A 16,090-nucleotide genomic window follows, 5' to 3' on the forward strand; every position below is an offset into this window, starting at 1 on the left:
TCTTATGAGTGGTTGTCGTGCGGTCCGCCGATCCGACAGGGTTCGCAGCACAGAATTGGGTTTAGCCGGACGGACCGGTCGAGCGGCGAGAGTGGGTCGGCGGAAAACAGGTGTTACCCGTCATGACCACCGTCACGCCGGTTGCGGTCGGACGGTGGCCGACAACGCTATTCGCGCCATATCTCGCCGCCATCGCTATAGCCCCAATGCTCCTCCGCCCAGGTCGGCAGGAGCGTGAGGATGAGCGCCGTACGGCCGTGGCGCTCGGCATTGCGCATGCGCCGGACGAGGGGATCCGACTTCAGGTAGAACGGGTCGTATTCATGCTCCACGAGGTGGGTGAGGCGGTAACGGTCGCGATCGAGCCCCAGGCAGACAACCTCGGGCAGCTGCCGGCCGAAAACGATCAGATCCGCCAAACCGTTGCCGTGCTCGCGATACCAGTAGCGCCGCCGCTTCACCTTCAGGAGCGTGTTGCCGGAGCCGGGGTGGAACTCGAGATAGGCGTCGTTGAGCTCGTCGCCGTGGTCTATCGGGTAATCTAGGGACTGACCCTGCAGCTGGAGTCGGCGGCCGCGGTCGTTATGATCTCGCTTGCGCGCGTTAAAGAGCGCGCGTGACACGTGCCCCGGATAGAGGCGGTGACGCGAGAGAAACACGCGGCATGCATGAGTGATCGGACCGACGCTCACGACAGGCTCCCGAACGCGGTCGGACCATGGCTACGGTGCGCCACAGTGCCAGCGCGGACGCGGTAGCGACCCGACGCTTGCCGGCATCGAGCATGCACGCCGGCGCAAGCCACTAAGCAGCTCCCAGTCATTCGACCAAAGCGTCCGACGACGGATAGCCGAACCGCTCGATCCATTCGGAATACAGCGAAACCAGCTCAGTCTTCGCTAGGCTGGGCTTGCCCGCGACGTTGTTCACGACGCTCTTGAAATCTAGACCCTTGATGATTTCCTCGACACCGGGACGGATGGCGTGGACGAAATAGTGCGCCTCGCTGCTCCGCCAGAGCTCCCGATGCACGCGACCGGCGCGCGCGCCGATCCGCTGCATCGCGAAATCTGCGCCCTCACGTGTCTTGAGCAAGATGAAGTCGGGATGGGTCTTCGGCTCGACTACACGGTCGCGCCTGACGGCGCGACGTACCCAGATCTGGATGACCGCCGGCACGTGAACCGGCTTGCCCCCGAAGACAAACGCGTCGTCCTCCACGTCCTCCTCGTGCAGGAGGTGGAAGTCGCCGTCGAGCTTATTCCGGACGGAAGCCTTCTTGAAGGAGCGCGGCAGGATGAAGGCTATGACCTGCGCCTGCGGCGCCGCGCGGTTGAAGAACGTGGACGCGAGTCCTCCGGAGAAGGGTGGGTTTCCGATGAACGCGACAGCCCGGTCGCCGCCGGCCCGGAACGTCAGGAAGTCCTTCTTCTCTATGCCCGAACCCCTCGGGAGGATGTCGATCCCACGGGTGCCAGGCGGCAGTTCTCTCAGGATGGAGCCCGATCCGGCGCTCGGTTCCACGATGCGCAGGCCGGAGAGGTCGACGTGCTCCCGTACCACCCGCACAAACCGTCGTGCGACGGGTTCGCTCGTGTCATACTGGTCGAAGCGCTTCGCCATCGCCCGGTCGAAGGCGGGCTTGGACGGTGTTCGGACGCGACCTTCTATGTAAGCGGGGCCGAGGGACGTGGAGGGTGCGACGATCATCGAAGGCACCACGAATGTTGAGGCATTGGGTGTTCCCGGCGTCCGACGGCGTCGCTGGATCAGGCGATGCGAACGTCACCGGCAGACCCCGGATCGACGACGATTCCGCCGATCGGGTGTAGCCATATCGGACCTGCTGATGGTCGGCCCGCCGGGATCGGGCAAATCGCTGATGGCATCGTGCCTGCCGGGGATTTTGCCTCCCTTGGATTCGGGAGAGGCGCTGGAGGTTTCCATGGTCGCCTCCGTTGCCGGCACGCTCCAGGGCGGGCGGCTGACGCGGCAACGGCCATACCGCGCGCCGCACCATTCGGCATCGATGGCGGCGCTCGTCGGCGGCGGGCTGAAAGTGAAGCCGGGCGAGGTGAGCCTCGCGCATCTCGGCGTGTTGTTTCTCGATGAGCTGCCCGAATTCCAGCGCGCCGTGCTCGATTCACTCCGCCAGCCGCTCGAGACGGGCACCGTCAGCGTCGCGCGGGCCAATGCGCACGTCACTTTTCCGGCGCGGGTCCAGCTGATCGCGGCGATGAACCCGTGCCGTTGCGGGCATCTCGGCGACGCAGCGCTGGCCTGTTCGCGCGCGCCGCGCTGCGCCGCCGATTATCAAGCCAAGGTATCGGGTCCTTTGCTCGACCGGATCGACCTGCACGTCGATGTCGCCGCCGTCAGCGCCGCCGATCTCGTCCTGCCGCCCCCCGCCGAGGGCTCAGCCGAAGTCGCCGCCCGTGTGGCCGCCGCCCGTGCGATCCAGTCCGCCCGCTATGCCGACAGCACCGCGCGCACTAATGCGGAGGCCGACGGTCCGATCCTCGATGCCGTCGCCACCCCCGACGAACCCGGTCGCAAGCTCCTCGCCCAGGCCGCCGAGGCAATGCGCCTATCCGCGCGGGGTTATACGCGGATTTTGCGGGTGGCGAGGACGATCGCCGATCTGGCCGGGAGCGAGGGGGTAGGGCGTATCCACGTGGCGGAAGCGCTCAGCTACCGACGGCAGGCACCGCGGAGTTAGGCCCGGGTAACGTGTCGCTGTACGGCGCGACGCTCTAGTGGTTATTAAGCCCCCTCAATCGCCATTATCTCGATTGCATCCGCCACCCCGCCAAAATCGAGCATCTCGCCCACTTCACCGCCGATCAGCGCGCGGGCGAGGGGGGCGGTGAACGGGATTTTGTCTGTCACTCCTTCGGCTTCGTCGCTGCCGACCAGCGTCACAACGCGTTCCGCACCGTTTAGCGTGAACCGCACCCGTGATCCGAACGCGACACGATCCTCTGGCGGTGGGGGGGCAAGTTGCGCGCTGGTTTTTCGCGTGATCCAGTACCGCCATTGCCGCTTGACATCCGCCAGCGCCGCCTCGTCAGTTTCGCTCGCGATCAGGGCTTCCACCGCCGCTAGCTTCGCCTCGATCAGCGTCAGGCCAGCCGCTGTCACCATATTGGGGCCGGGCGGGATTGGCAGCTCGAACTTGGGCTCGAGATGTTCCTCATCGCTCTCCCGGCGAAACGCGACGCTCATACTGGTTTGCTCATCTTGGTGGTATGGTCCCGAATGTCTGGGGGATGCAACGCCTGAGCAAAGTGTTGCGATCCCGTGCGGCTTGGGTTAGCGAACGCGGGTTGCGGGCGTGGTGGAACTGGTAGACGCGCCGGACTCAAAATCCGGTTCCGAAAGGAGTGTCGGTTCGATTCCGACCGCCCGCACCATCTTTTGCCAGCGTAGCGCGATTATCCCCTCTGCCGTGGCAGCGTGATCGTTGCGTCGAGCCCGCCGCCGGGGCGGTTGGTGAGCGTCACCTCTCCACCAGCCTCCCGCACAATCGCCCGCGCCAGCGCGAGCCCGAGCCCCGCGCCGCCAGTGTCGCGATTGCGCGATGTTTCCAGCCGGGTGAAGGCGTCGAACACGTCCTCGAGCTTTTCGACGGGAATGCCGGGCCCTTGATCGGCGACGGTGATCGCCACCTGATCCTTTCCGGGCACCACACGGACCTCCGCCGAGACGCCGTATTTCACCGCATTTTCGATCAGATTGCGGATCGCGCGGCGCATCAGCGAGGGGCGCAAGGGGAGGGTGACGCGATCGGCCTCGACAAAGCTCACCGGGCTGCCGATCGCGATGAAATCCTCGACGACCGCGTCGACCAGCGCGGTTAGGTCAACTTCGGTTCGCGCTTCGCTGGGGCGCCCGAGGCGTGCGAGCGAGAGGATGTCGTCGAGCGTGCGGTTCATCTCGTCGATCGTGTCGGCCATGCGCGCACGGTCGTCATCATCCTCGACCGATTCGATACGGACGCGGAGTGCCGCCAGCGGCGTGCGCAGATCATGCCCGATCGCGCCGAGCATCCGATCCTTCTCATCAAGCATCGCCGTCACGCGAAGGCGCAGCGCGTTGAAGGCCGCTATCACTGATCGCACGTCCTGGGGGCCTTGCTCGGCGAGCGGCGATTGCGCCTCGCCGGGTTTGAAGCGCCGGGTCGCGTTGGTGAGTGACTGGAGCGGCTGCGAAATCCGCCGCGCCCCCCACAGGACGGGCAGCAGCACTACGGCATAGAGAATAAGCGTCTGAGCGATCAGTTGCCACAGCAGTGGCCAGTCTGATCGCGGCCAGGGCGAACTCATCACCAGCCAGCCCCGCCCGGGTTGTTCGACCGCGATGATCAGCTCGGCGCCAAAGCGGGTATAGCGCTCGGCCCGCCTGCGGCCATAGCGTTCGATATGGTGACCGGAGGGCCTGAACGGACGGACATGCGATGCGATGCGGCCTACCGGTACTCCCGCATCGATCAGCGCAAGCCGCAAGGCCGCTTCGATGTCGGGCCGACCGTGGCGGCCGGGCGGAATCGGGTTCGCTGCAACAATCCGCACGCGTCCGCGGCGGATATCATCCGGCAGACTCATGCCTGGGCGCTGCTCGTTCATGTCGATGATGCGCGTCACCGCCGGGCCGACGATTTGCTGCAGCAAAATCTGCTGTCGCCCTTGATAGAGCATCGCAAAATTGATCGCCTGCGCCACGAACAGCGCAATCGCGACCAGCACCGCCAGCTGGCTCGACAGGCTCCGGGGCCAGAACCGGCTCATGCGGCGGGGGTCATGATCACAGCCGGGTCACTTCTGCTGCGAGCGTATATCCGCCGCCCCACACCGTCTTGATCAATTCCGGGTTTTTCGGATCGGCCTCGATCTTGCGGCGCAGGCGGCTCACCTGATTGTCGATCGCGCGATCGAACGCGGCGGCTTCGCGGCCCTGCGTCAAGTCGAGCAGCTGATCGCGGGTCAGCACCTGGCGAGGTCGGAGCACCAAAGCGAGCAGGAGGTTATACTCGCCGGTCGACAGCGCGACCGATACGCCGCTGCGATCGACCAGCGCTCGCTCGCCCGATTTGAGCACCCAGTCGGCAAAGGCGAACGATCCCGAATCAGGTGCATGCTGCCGGGCCCCGCCATTCGCGGCACGGCGCAGCACCACCTTGACGCGCGTGGCCAGCTCGCGCGGGGAAAAGGGCTTCACGACATAATCGTCCGCCCCCATTTCGAGCCCGACGATCCGGTCGGTCTCCTCGCTGCGTGCGGTCAGCAGGATCACCGGCGTGTCGCTGGTCTCGCGAATATGGCGGGTCAGGCTCAGGCCGTCTTCACCCGGCATCATGATATCCAGGATCACCAGATCGATCGCATAGGCCGCCAGCCGCGTGCGTGCCGCCGCAGCGACGCCCGCTTGCGTCACGCGAAAGCCTTGCTTCTGCAGGAATTGCGCGAGCGGCTCGCGGATCGAGCGCTCGTCGTCGACCAGCAGCAGATGGGGCGTTTCGGACATTGTCTCGGTGCTTAGCATAGCTTTGGTGATCGCAAAGCCGCTGCTCCAATCCCGCCGATGCGGGCATTGGAAGCAGCGGCAAGTTTTGCCGGGCGAGCGAGGAGGGGCAAACCCACCCGGCGACCGGGTTACTTCCCGGTAGGCGAGGGCTTTGGCGCAGGTGGGGGCGGGGGCATGGCGCCCGGGGCGGGTGCCCCCCGACGCTCCATCATCCGCTCCATCATGCGCTCCCGCATGGCATCGCGCATCGCCTGTTGCTCGGTCTGGTCGACCACGCCGTCCTTGTTGCGATCCATGCCGTCGAACGGACGATCGAATTCGGCGCGGGTGACCTTGCCGTCACCATCCGTATCGAGCCGGGCAATCATGCCACGAGGGCCGCCGGGACCGCCTGGACCACCCATTCGTTCAGGACCGCCAGGACCGTGATCCCAGCCGGGGCCGCCGGGGCCGCCCATGCCTTCGGGGTGTCCCGGACCGTGAGGGCCGCGACCCATGCCGGGGCCGCCCCATCGAGCCATGCGCTCACTATGGCGTTTGGCGCGGGCTGCCTGCATCTCTTCGCGGGTAATCTTGCCGTCCTTGTTTGCATCTACGCTGGCGAAACGCTTCGTCGCGGCGGCAATCGCTTCGGCCTGCGAAATGGCGCCATCATTATTCGTGTCGGCCGCCTTCATCATGCCACCGTGATGCCCCGGCATCTCCGGCGCCTGTCCGTTGACTGCCTGCGCCACCGCAACGCCGCCGATTGCGAACGCGATTGCGGCTGAACCAATGAGGAGTTTCTTCATTGCCAAATCCTTTGCCTGCCAGCGGCGGGATAACCGCTAGGCTTGGACTGGGTATCGTCACGATCTGTCGCGTGGTTATGTCAGCCCGACGGAAAACTGTCGCGAATTGTCGCAAACACGCGCTGGTTAGGCAAAGATCGCGACGCTCTGCATGCCTTCGGCCATCAATACGCCATCGGCATTCCATATCCGCATTGTCTGGCTGCTGCAGCCACCGCGTGCGTAATCGGATTTAGCGGAGAGCAGCCATCAGTCATCGGTGGTCGACGGCGTGGCGGTGAGCAAATTGACAATCCAGGTCAGCGAACTCACCGGCGGAAATCCACCCCCGAGCAAGCGCATGACGGCTGGCGGCAACGCGTCGGCCACCGCCATGATCTGCACCATTGGATCGAGCCCTTCAGTCACGCGCAGCCGCGCCCAGCGCAGCAGCTCGCCCTCGGCCAGCCCGTCCTTCAGATCGAGGAAGTTGAAATTGTGGATGAAAAATTCTTCCGGCCCGGTGAAAATCTTCGCGTCGGGCGCGGGCGGTGCACGCGTGACGGGCGCGCGTTGGTCGAAATCGAGCTTCGATACCTGATCGGCCATGAACACGAACGTCGCCCGAAATCCCAGACCGGCTTCCGATATGATGTCCGATTGGATGAAGGCCGCATTCCGCCCGCGCCGCAGCTTGGTTGCGGTGACGGTGATGTCACCTGCCAGCGGACCGATGAACGATACCTGTGCCGATCGCAGCGGCGGCAGATCTGGCTCGCAGGCTTGTGCCGCATGCAATGCGATCGCGCTCGACAGCCCGCCATAAGCGGTGCGCCCCTGCAGCCAGCCCTGCGGGATCGTCGCGGTAAAGCCCGTGTCGGTCGGCTTGGCAGCGGCTAGGATGTCGGCGAGCGGAGTCATACAGTTTCTTTCATCAACTGATCGCGCAATTCGCGCTTCAATACCTTGCCGATCGCGCTGCGCGGCAATTCACTGGCAATGTGGAGCGCGGCAAGACGCTGCGTTTTGCCCAGCCGTTCGTTGGTCCAGGCCATGATCGCGGCAGGATCGCTATCCTCACTGCGCGGTACGAAAAAGCCGACCGGGGTTTCGCCCCAGGCTTCGGACGGCATGCCGACTACCGTGCAGTCGGCGACACCTGGATGCTGCGCCAGCACGGCTTCCAGATCGCTTGGATAGATGTTGAACCCGCCCGAGATGATCAGGTCTTTTTTGCGGTCCATCAGGATCAGAAAGCCATCTTCATCGAAGCGCCCGACATCGCCGTGGCGGATATAGCGACGGCCCTGCGCATCGAACCATTCGGCGGCGCGCGTCGCTTCCGTGCGGCCATGATAGCCGGTCATCATGGCCGGGCTGCGGCCGACGACTTCGCCCATCTCGCCTCGCGGCACTTCGTTGCCGTCATCGTCGATCAGCCGAATGTCATGCCCGTCGACCGGCAAGCCGACGCTGTGGAGCTTCGTCGGGTGGGCATTGGCGACCAACATCGTCGTCCCGCCGCCTTCGGTCATCCCGTAATACTCTACCAGCAGCCCGGGCCAGCGCGCGAGCACATCGGCCTTCAGCGCGGCAGAAAAAGGTGCGCTGGTGCAGGTTTTCAAGCGGAAGGCCGACAGATCGAAACTGTCGAAATCGGGCACTGCCATGATCCGCTGATATTGCACGGGGACGAGCATCGCATGTGTGGCGCGGTGGCGTGCGGCAAGCTCCAGAAACCCGCGCGCGTCGAATTTCTTCATGATCACCGCGGTCCCGCCCCAGCCCAATGTCGGCAGGAAGGTGACAAGCGTGGTGTTGGAATAAAGCGGCGTCGCCAGCATCGTCACCGCATCGCCAAAGCCGGCACCCGAATTGCGGTGGATATGCGCCCAACGCATCGCATGGCTTTGCACGATGCCCTTGGGGGTGCCGGTGGTGCCCGATGAATAGATAACGTTGAACGGGTCTTCGGGAGTGATTGCGACAGGAACAGGCACGCTGCCCTCGGGTGCCAGCCACGCGGCGAAGCTGCCATCGTCGAAATCCACGATCTGCGCGGTGATCGCCTGCCCGCGCAGCAAGTCACGGGTCGATGCATCGACGAACACGATCAGCGCGGCGCTGTCGTTGATCATCGCCGCAATCGATTCTCCGGTGGCGGACGGGGAGAGTGGCGTCGCTGCGCACCCCGCGCGCAAAATGCCCAAGAAGGTCGCACCATAATCGATCGACGGTGTGGCGCAGATCGCCACGCATGTACGCTGCGGCACGCCGTCACGCTGCAGGGCGGCGGCGATCCGGTCCATCAGGCGATCGAGCGTCGCATAATCCATCGCTCCGTCGCCGGAAACCAGCGCATGTTTTGCCTCCCGTTCGCCGGCATGCGCGCGAATAAGCGCGGGCAAGGTGGCAAATTCGCTTGCAAGCATGGCTTCGGCGGTCACGCGTTTTTCCCCCTCCGCTGGCGCAGCGGATTTCCGGATGGCTAGGCGACGTCCACGCGAAATGCCATACGCGATCTTCGAAAAACAAAATCAAAGGGTCTTGCATGCTGTTTTATGATGCCGCCAATCCCGCTCCCAACCCCCGGCGCGTGCGCATTTTCCTGGCGGAAAAAGGCCTGAAAGTGCCGACCGAGCAATTGTCAATCGTGGCTGGCGATCACAAAAAGCCGGAATTTCTGGCGGTCAATCCGCTCGGGCAAATCCCTGCGCTGAAGCTTGATGATGGTGAGGTGATTACCGAAAGCCTGTCGATCTGCCGCTTTTTTGAAGCGCTCAACCCTGACCCGCCGATGTTCGGCAAAGGGCCCAAGGGAGTCGCTGAAGTCGATATGTGGGTGCGCCGCGTTGAGCTTCGGTTGATGGTGCCGGTCGGTATGGTCTGGATGCATACGCACCCCTTCACTGCGCGTGTGGTGGTGCCGCAGTATAAGGATTTCGGAGAGAGTAACCGCCCACGTGCGATCGCGGCGATGCGCTATTTCGATGAATCGCTTGCTGGACGCACTTGGATTGCGGGCAAGGATTATTCGATTGCCGACATCGCGCTGCTGACAACGATCGATTTTGCGATCTTCATTGGCATAGGTTTGTCTGATGATATGCCCAACCTGAAGGCATGGCACGAGCGCGCGAGCGCCCGCCCCAGCGCGCAGGCCTAACCCGATGGCTGACAGGATGCAGGGCGGCGTCGCGATCGTCACTGGCGGCGGCACGGGCATCGGCGCGGCGGTGGTCCGGCAACTTGCTGATCGCGGCGTCAAATGCGTCATCAACTACGCTACAAGCCGTGACGATGCCGAAGCGTTGGCAGCCGAGATTGGCAACGGATCGATCGCTGTCCAGGCCGATATCGTTGACGATGCCGCGTGCCGTTCGCTCGCCAAGGCCGCGGTGGATAACTTCGGTCGGATCGATTTCCTCGTCAATAATTCGGGGCGCACCAAATTTGCCAATCATGAGGATCTGGACGCGCTTGATGCCGAGGATTTCGTCGACATTTACCGGCTGAACACCGTCGCTGCGTTCCAGATGATCCGCGCCTGCGCGCCTGCGATGCGCGATGGGCCGATGAGCGCGGTCGTTAGCGTCGCCTCGGTCGCCGGGGTGTTCGGCATGGGATCATCGGTTGCCTATGCCTGTTCAAAGGGCGCGCTGATCACGATGACCAAGAGCCTCGCGCGCGTGCTGGCGCCTGCGATCCGGGTGAATGCCGTTGCACCCGGCTATGTCGGGACGGGCTGGTTCGAAAAGCGGCTCGGTGAGGAAGGCTTTACCAAACTCAACGCGCGCATCGCCGCCAGCGTGCCTATGGCAATGGCGACGATGGCCCCCGATGTCGCCGCGCCGATCGTGGCTCTGCTCGATCCGGCGATGCGCGCGGTGACGGGGGAATTGACGATGGTCGACGCGGGCGGGCATCTCGACGTCGCGCTGACCCGGCGGCCGGGGAAAGAAGGCTAGGGAATTTTTATTGGAGCGAGCAAACTGCCTCCGTTCACCCTGAGCGAAGTCGAAGGGCACGGGTGGCGCATGGGCTTCGACTTCGCTCAGCCCGAACGGGTGTGGGGACTTAATCAGGCTGAACCCGCCCCAGCACCTTCCACACCACAATCAGCAGCGCGAGCGCCGCGAGTATCCCCGCCAGCAGGAATGCCGCGCCTGGAAAACCCGCCTCAACGCCGTTGGCAAGCGCCTGCGTCAGCAGCAACGGCGCGATGATCGCGGCAACGCTGCCCATGCTGCCAATCCCGCCCTGTAGCGCGCCCTGGTGCGAGGCATCCGCCAGCCGCGAGAGCAGCCCGTTCATCGCCGGAAACACCAATGCCGAAAGCCCGCTGATCAGGAAGATCGCATAGGCCTGCCACCCCGCGGTGATCACGGTGTACGCAAGAAACGCTCCCATGCCGCTTGCCAGCCCGACCACGGCGCTGCGCCTTTCGCCCAGCCGAGTGATGATCGGCCCGGTCAGGAACATCTGCACGCTCGCCATCACCAGCCCGACAAAGGCGAGCGACCAGCCGATCGCCGCCGGATCCCAGCCGAAGCGGGCTGCAGACCAGAAGGACCAAGTCGCCGGATAGACATTGCTGGCGAGCAGCCAGAAGAACCAGGCGAGCAGCAACGGCCCGGCCTCACCGCTTTTGAACAGCGGGCGGAACGCGCCCACCACGTTGGCGGAGCGCCAATCGAATGGACGGCGGTTCTCGGCGCTCAGCGATTCGGGCATCAGGAAAATCATCGTCACGCCATTGACCAGACCCAGCGCGGCGGCAGCCATGAATGGCGCGCGAGGGCCGAGCCCCGAGAGCACGCCGCCAATCGCCGGACCGATGATGAAGCCGAGGCCGAACGCTGCACCGATATAGCCGAATACCTTGGCGCGTCCCTCCGGCGGGGTCACATCCGCCAGCACGGCGCTCGCCGGGCCATAAATCGCGCCCGCCACCCCGGCGATCGCGCGGCCAAGGAACAGCCATGCCAGCGTCGGCGCAAACGCCATCAGCGCGTAATCCGCGGCAAATGTCAGCATCGACGCGATTAGCACCGGCCGCCTGCCATAACGATCGCTCAAATTCCCGATGATCGGCCCGGCGAAGAACTGCGTCAGCGCGTAAACGCCCAGCAGATAGCCCGAAATGCGTGTCGCCTGATCGAGATCGACCTTGCCGAGATCGGTGATTAACTGCGGCAAGATGGGAATGACGATGCCGAATCCGATCGTGTCGATCAGTACGGCGGCCAGCACGATCGGGACGGCGCGATTGGCAAAATTCATTGATGGCTTTCCCAGGTAATGCCACCTCCATGCCCTTAAAACGCCGCCGGAGTCACGAATTGTGTTCCCGGCGGCGCGCTGGTCTTGGGTTGCGATTTCGTGTCAGGCTAGAGTGCGGAGGCGCAACCCTTCAAGGATAGCCAACATGTCCGCGGGATCTGGACGCCGGGTATAATCTGGATTGACCTCGGCATAAGCGATCACGCCGTCAGTGCCGATGACGTAGCGCGCGGGCATCGGCAGTGTGTAGCTGTCGTCGCCATTGGTGTCCGGCAGGTCGATCCCGAAGCCGGTGTAGAGCGCGATCAGATCATCCTGCAGGCGAAAGCGCAGGCCGAACGCGTCGGCGAGCGTGTTGCCGGCATCGCTCAGCACCGGGAAGCTCAGATGGTTGTCGCGCTGTGCCTTGCGGCTGCTCGGCGCGGCCTGCGGCGTTACCGCGATCAGGCTCGCGCCAGTGGCGCGCACCGCTTCGGCTGCTTCTTCAAGCGCTTGTAGCTCGATGTTGCAATAGGGGCACCAGACGCCGCGATAAAAGCTGAGCGCGATCGGGCCGGAGGCGAGCAGATCGGCCGAGCGGACGATCGTGCCGTCGGTGTCGGTCAGCGCGAAAGCGGGGGCGCGGTCGCCTGCCTTCAGCGCGCGATCGGCTTGGCCGGTGGCGATCAATTCGTCGGTGGTGCGGTGGATGATCGCGACCGCTTCCGCAGGGGCGATGTTGGTTTCGAAATTCTGCCGAAAAGCGTCGAGTTTGTCTTGCAGCGTCATGGCTTCAGTCCTTCGAGTGGATGCGCCCGATTGCGCATGCCACTTTTTCGGACATCCAGAGATTGAGCAGTAGTTATCCATTTGAACTATGATATATTCGCAATTCAAATGAATGATCGGCTCCAGGCACTCCGGCTTTTTCAGCGCGCCGCTCGGCTCGGCAGCTTTTCGCGCGCCGGGCGTGAACGTGGACTCTCTCAGCCATCGGCATCGCGGATCATCGCCGAACTGGAGCGGGCTATCGGTGCGACGCTGTTCATTCGTACCACGCGTGCCGTGACATTGACCGAGGCAGGCGCTGATTATCTTGCCCGGATCGAGCCGCTGATCGCGTCGCTCGACGAGGCCGATTATATCGTGCGGGGTACCGGAGAGTTGCGCGGGACGTTGCAGGTTGCGTTGTCGTCGAGCTTCGGCGTGCGAGAGGTTATTCCCCGTCTACCCGAGTTCATGGCGCGGCACCCGCTGCTTCGCATCAACCTGCAGATCAGCGACGAGCGGCAGAATTTGGTGATCGAAGGCGTCGACATCGCGCTTCGGCTTGGCGTGCTGAGCGATTCGAGTGCGATTGCGCGCAAGCTGGCAACGGCGCCTCGGCTGCTGGTCGCGGCCCCCATATATCTGGCGCGCGCTGGTATCCCGCAAACGCCGGCGGAACTCGCGAACCACGCGGTCATCATTGGCCCCGTTGCCAACCCGGAACAACGTTGGTCGTTCGTGCGCGACACCCGGCGATTGTCGGTGCGCGTCGACGGAAGGCTGTCGATAGCGGTTAATGAAGGCGCAATGGCAGCAGCGGTGGCGGGGCTGGGTATCGCGCGTACATCATCATGGGGGTGTCGCGCCGAACTGGCTGACGGTCGGTTGCGGCAAGTACTGGCGGATTGGCCGATGGATGCGGTCGATCTGCATGCTGTGTTTCCGGGCGGTCGCGCGGCTTCACCAGCTGCCCGGGCCTTGGCTAACTATCTTTCAGCAGCACTGGCGGGCTCAGGGATCCAACACTAGGCCCTTTGCACCCGGGGCCGATTTGTGCGATGGCCGCTCCATACCCGATATTCAGATTCGGTTTGCAAGGAGTGCATTCATGGCCACCGCCCCCGAACTCGACAATCCAGCGACCGCGTTGGACACCTTTCGCGCGGAAGTCCGCGCCTGGCTTGCGGAGAATTTTCCGGCCTCGTTAAAGGGCAAGGACAACAGCATGTCCGCGCTCGAAGGGCCGAGCAACCCGAGCGCCGATGAAACCGCCTGGGTAAAGGCGATGGGCGAAAAGGGTTGGGGCGTGCCGACCTGGCCAGCAGCCTATGGCGGCGGCGGGCTCGACAAGCATCAGGCGCGCGTACTCGCCGAGGAAATGGGCCGGGTCGGCGCATGGAACCCGATTGGCGGCATGGGCGTGATGATGTTCGGCCCGACCCTGCTAGAATATGGCAGCGAAGCGCAAAAGCTCGAGCATATTCCCGCGATCGCCAGGAACCAGGTCCGCTGGTGTCAGGGCTATTCGGAACCGGGCGCCGGGTCCGATCTGGCGAGCCTGCAGACCTTCGCCGAAGACAAGGGCGATCATTACCTCGTCAACGGCCAGAAGACCTGGACCTCGGGCGGGCAATGGGCCGACAAATGTTTCGCACTGGTGCGTACCGACAAGACCAAGAAGCATGAAGGCATCAGCTTCCTGCTGATCGACATGACCGCACCCGGCGTCGAGGTTCGCCCGATCCGGATGATTTCGGGTCAGTCGCCGTTCTGCGAAACCTTCTTCACCGATGTGAAGGTACCCAAGGAAAATCTGGTCGGTCGTGAGGGCGAGGGCTGGACGATCGGCAAGCGCTTGCTCCAGCATGAGCGCAGCAATCTCTCGGGCGGCGGTGCCAGTGCCCGGCTGTTCGCGGGCAAGCCGATGGGCGCACTCGCCAAGGAATATCGCGGCGCCAATGACGATGGCAGCATGGCCGACAGCGATCTGCGGATGCGCATCGTCCGGCACGAAATGGATCAGCGCGCTTTCATGCTGACATTGCGCCGCGCGGCGCTTGAGGCGAAGTCGAACCAGGGTCCCTCGGCCGCATCGTCGATCATGAAGAATGTCGGCGCCCGGCTGACGCAGGACCGCGCCGAACTCGCGGTCGAGATCATGGGCATGAACGGGTTGGGCTGGGAAGGCGAGGGCTTTAGCGACGCCGAACTCACGCAGACCCGCACTTGGTTATGGGGCAAGGCCGTGTCGATCTATGGCGGCTCGACCGAAATCCAGAACAATGTGATCGCCAAGCGCATCCTTGGGATGCTCGATCACCAATAAGCATTTCGCCTCAACCATTATCTTCACCCCGGCAAAAGCCGGGGTCTCGGGCGGGGAGGCGAAGCGCCAGCCCCATATAGACCCCGGCTTTTGCCGGGGTGACGATTGAACAGGTAAGAGAACCGATCATGGCTGCACTGAACGACGAACAAACGATGATCCGCGACATGGTGCGCGAATGGGCCGACAATGAATCGCCTGTTTCGGCGTTCCGCAAGATGCGCAATGCCGCGCCCGCCGAGGGGTATGATAAAGCCGCCTGGTCGACGATGGCCGAAATGGGGCTGGCCGGTATCGTCATTCCCGAGGAGTTCGGTGGCACGGCGTTCGGTTATCTGTCGCTTGGTCTGGTGCTCGAACAGCTTGGCCGCAACCTTGCCGCGTCGCCGCTTGCGTCGACCGCTGCGGCGGCGACCGCGATCGTGATGGGCGGATCGGACACGCAAAAGGCAAGCTGGCTGTCGCGGATCGCAAGCGGTGAGGTCGTCGCGACCCTCGCGATCGACGAAGGCCCGGTCCATGACCTCAAGAAGATCAAGACCGTGGTTGACGCTGGCAAGCTGACCGGTACGAAGGAATTCGTGGCCGAGGGCGATAGCGCCGGGCTGTTCGTCGTCGCCGCGACTGACGGGCTGTATCTGGTGGCGGGCGACGCCGCTGGCGTCACCCGCGCGCACCGCAAAATGGCCGATTCACGTAGCCATGCACAGATTCGGTTTGACGGCGCACCAGCCGAAAAGATCGACGGCGTTACCGTGCAGGCGATTGTCGACCGGGCAACCGCTGCCGTGTGCGCTGAAATGCTCGGGCTGGCGGTACAAGCCTTCGAGACGACCAATGATTATCTGAAAACGCGCGTCCAGTTTGGCCAGCTGCTTTCAACGTTTCAGGCGCTGCAACACCGCATGGCCAAGCTGTTCACCGAGATCGAGCTGATGCGGTCGGCCGTCGAAGCTGCGCTTGAGGCGATCGATGCCGGTCGTAGCGATGTCGACCAGGCGGTGACGCTTGCCAAGGCTGTTGCGAGCGATACGTTGAAGCTCGTCAGCCGGGAAATGATCCAGCTGCACGGCGGCATCGGCATGACCGACGACTATGACGCCGGTTTCTACATCAAGCGCGCCGCGGTGCTCGAGGCGATGTGGGGCAATGCCGCCTATCACCGCGAACGATTTGCACGGCTCAACGGCTATTGATCCGCCGCTGCACGCCGCTTGATGCGCGTGCATCCGCCAAAAAGGGGGATTGCTGCGGAATCGCGGTTGCGGTCCCGTTTGTCGTCATGGCTGCTTTTTGAAACCCGATCCTGCCAATGGCAGGATGTTTCAAAACTATGTCTTTTTAGCAACAGACCCATGAAGGATAGCGTTTAGCAACCTTTGTTTCGCTTGACGACCCGCTGTTCGATCTGTTTATTCGAGTTTACGGTACGGAATCCAGA

Annotated in this window: 14 protein-coding genes, 1 tRNA gene and 2 pseudogenes; 7 read left to right on the forward strand and 10 right to left on the reverse strand. The window is 63.6% G+C overall.

Features of this window, described 5'->3' with window-relative positions; all coding sequences use genetic code 11:
- Nucleotides 1-167: 167 nt before the first annotated feature.
- Complete coding sequence (locus tag B7Y49_RS02160) at nucleotides 168-692, reverse strand: hypothetical protein (protein WP_374125923.1); 525 nt, start codon at nucleotides 690-692, stop codon at nucleotides 168-170.
- A 127-nt stretch (nucleotides 693-819) separates the two neighbouring features.
- Complete coding sequence (locus tag B7Y49_RS02165; RefSeq protein ID WP_374125924.1) at nucleotides 820-1,623, reverse strand: SAM-dependent methyltransferase; 804 nt, start codon at nucleotides 1,621-1,623, stop codon at nucleotides 820-822.
- 217 nt (nucleotides 1,624-1,840) lie between these two features.
- Between B7Y49_RS02165 and B7Y49_RS02170 the strand changes: the two are divergent.
- Nucleotides 1,841-2,719, forward strand: a pseudogene (locus B7Y49_RS02170) (YifB family Mg chelatase-like AAA ATPase); the annotation flags it as partial.
- 44 nt (nucleotides 2,720-2,763) lie between these two features.
- On the opposite strand, the gene B7Y49_RS02175 reads toward B7Y49_RS02170, so the two are convergent.
- A complete protein-coding gene (locus tag B7Y49_RS02175; RefSeq protein WP_374125925.1) occupies nucleotides 2,764-3,225 on the reverse strand; it encodes a GreA/GreB family elongation factor in 462 nt (153 codons plus the stop codon).
- 103 nt (nucleotides 3,226-3,328) lie between these two features.
- On the opposite strand from B7Y49_RS02175, the gene B7Y49_RS02180 reads away from it, so the two are divergent.
- Nucleotides 3,329-3,413, forward strand: a tRNA-Leu gene (locus B7Y49_RS02180).
- 21 nt (nucleotides 3,414-3,434) lie between these two features.
- On the opposite strand, the gene B7Y49_RS02185 is transcribed toward B7Y49_RS02180, so the two are convergent.
- The 5 genes and pseudogenes from B7Y49_RS02185 to B7Y49_RS02205 all read right to left on the reverse strand — a co-directional run bounded on the left by B7Y49_RS02185 (nucleotide 3,435) and on the right by B7Y49_RS02205 (nucleotide 8,740).
- Nucleotides 3,435-4,787, reverse strand: coding sequence for a HAMP domain-containing sensor histidine kinase (locus B7Y49_RS02185; protein WP_374125926.1), 1,353 nt, complete (start codon nucleotides 4,785-4,787; stop codon nucleotides 3,435-3,437).
- Nucleotides 4,788-4,803: 16 nt separating this feature from the next.
- Nucleotides 4,804-5,523 carry a response regulator gene (locus tag B7Y49_RS02190; protein ID WP_374125927.1) on the reverse strand — a complete coding sequence of 240 codons (720 nt, stop codon included), beginning with the start codon at nucleotides 5,521-5,523 and terminating at the stop codon, nucleotides 4,804-4,806.
- 128 nt (nucleotides 5,524-5,651) lie between these two features.
- On the reverse strand, nucleotides 5,652-6,314 hold the full coding sequence (locus B7Y49_RS02195) for an EF-hand domain-containing protein (protein WP_374125928.1): 663 nt from the start codon (nucleotides 6,312-6,314) through the stop codon (nucleotides 5,652-5,654).
- A 126-nt stretch (nucleotides 6,315-6,440) separates the two neighbouring features.
- Nucleotides 6,441-7,214, reverse strand: a pseudogene (locus B7Y49_RS02200) (acyl-CoA thioesterase).
- Entirely contained in the window at nucleotides 7,211-8,740 is a 1,530-nt protein-coding gene (locus B7Y49_RS02205; RefSeq protein WP_374125929.1) for a class I adenylate-forming enzyme family protein, read from the reverse strand. The pseudogene B7Y49_RS02200 and the gene B7Y49_RS02205 overlap by 4 nt, the downstream one beginning before the upstream one ends.
- Before the next feature lie 104 nt (nucleotides 8,741-8,844).
- On the opposite strand from B7Y49_RS02205, the gene B7Y49_RS02210 reads away from it, so the two are divergent.
- Together B7Y49_RS02210 and B7Y49_RS02215 are read left to right on the forward strand one after the other, a co-directional pair.
- Nucleotides 8,845-9,459 carry a glutathione S-transferase family protein gene (locus tag B7Y49_RS02210; RefSeq protein ID WP_374125930.1) on the forward strand — a complete coding sequence of 205 codons (615 nt, stop codon included), beginning with the start codon at nucleotides 8,845-8,847 and terminating at the stop codon, nucleotides 9,457-9,459.
- Nucleotides 9,460-9,463: 4 nt separating this feature from the next.
- Nucleotides 9,464-10,261, forward strand: a complete 798-nt coding sequence (locus B7Y49_RS02215) for an SDR family NAD(P)-dependent oxidoreductase (RefSeq protein ID WP_374125931.1) — start codon at nucleotides 9,464-9,466, stop codon at nucleotides 10,259-10,261.
- 109 nt (nucleotides 10,262-10,370) lie between these two features.
- Here B7Y49_RS02215 and B7Y49_RS02220 read toward each other — a convergent pair whose 3' ends face one another.
- Complete coding sequence (locus B7Y49_RS02220; RefSeq protein ID WP_374125932.1) at nucleotides 10,371-11,576, reverse strand: TCR/Tet family MFS transporter; 1,206 nt, start codon at nucleotides 11,574-11,576, stop codon at nucleotides 10,371-10,373.
- Nucleotides 11,577-11,678: 102 nt separating this feature from the next.
- On the reverse strand, nucleotides 11,679-12,344 hold the full coding sequence (locus tag B7Y49_RS02225) for a peroxiredoxin-like family protein (protein ID WP_374125933.1): 666 nt from the start codon (nucleotides 12,342-12,344) through the stop codon (nucleotides 11,679-11,681).
- A 108-nt stretch (nucleotides 12,345-12,452) separates the two neighbouring features.
- Here B7Y49_RS02225 and B7Y49_RS02230 point away from each other — a divergent pair, with 108 nt between their 5' ends.
- From B7Y49_RS02230 to B7Y49_RS02240, 3 genes are all read left to right on the forward strand, one after another.
- Nucleotides 12,453-13,352, forward strand: a complete 900-nt coding sequence (locus B7Y49_RS02230; RefSeq protein WP_374125934.1) for a LysR family transcriptional regulator — start codon at nucleotides 12,453-12,455, stop codon at nucleotides 13,350-13,352.
- Between the two features lie 79 nt (nucleotides 13,353-13,431).
- Nucleotides 13,432-14,649 (forward strand): acyl-CoA dehydrogenase family protein, encoded by a 1,218-nt coding sequence (locus B7Y49_RS02235; protein WP_374125935.1) that lies wholly within the window; start codon nucleotides 13,432-13,434, stop codon nucleotides 14,647-14,649.
- A gap of 128 nt (nucleotides 14,650-14,777) precedes the next feature.
- Nucleotides 14,778-15,845 carry an acyl-CoA dehydrogenase family protein gene (locus tag B7Y49_RS02240; protein ID WP_374125936.1) on the forward strand — a complete coding sequence of 356 codons (1,068 nt, stop codon included), beginning with the start codon at nucleotides 14,778-14,780 and terminating at the stop codon, nucleotides 15,843-15,845.
- Nucleotides 15,846-16,090: the final 245 nt, after the last annotated feature.

The sequence above is a fragment of the Sphingomonas sp. 28-62-11 genome (genome assembly GCF_002278865.1).
GTDB lineage: Bacteria > Pseudomonadota > Alphaproteobacteria > Sphingomonadales > Sphingomonadaceae > Sphingomonas.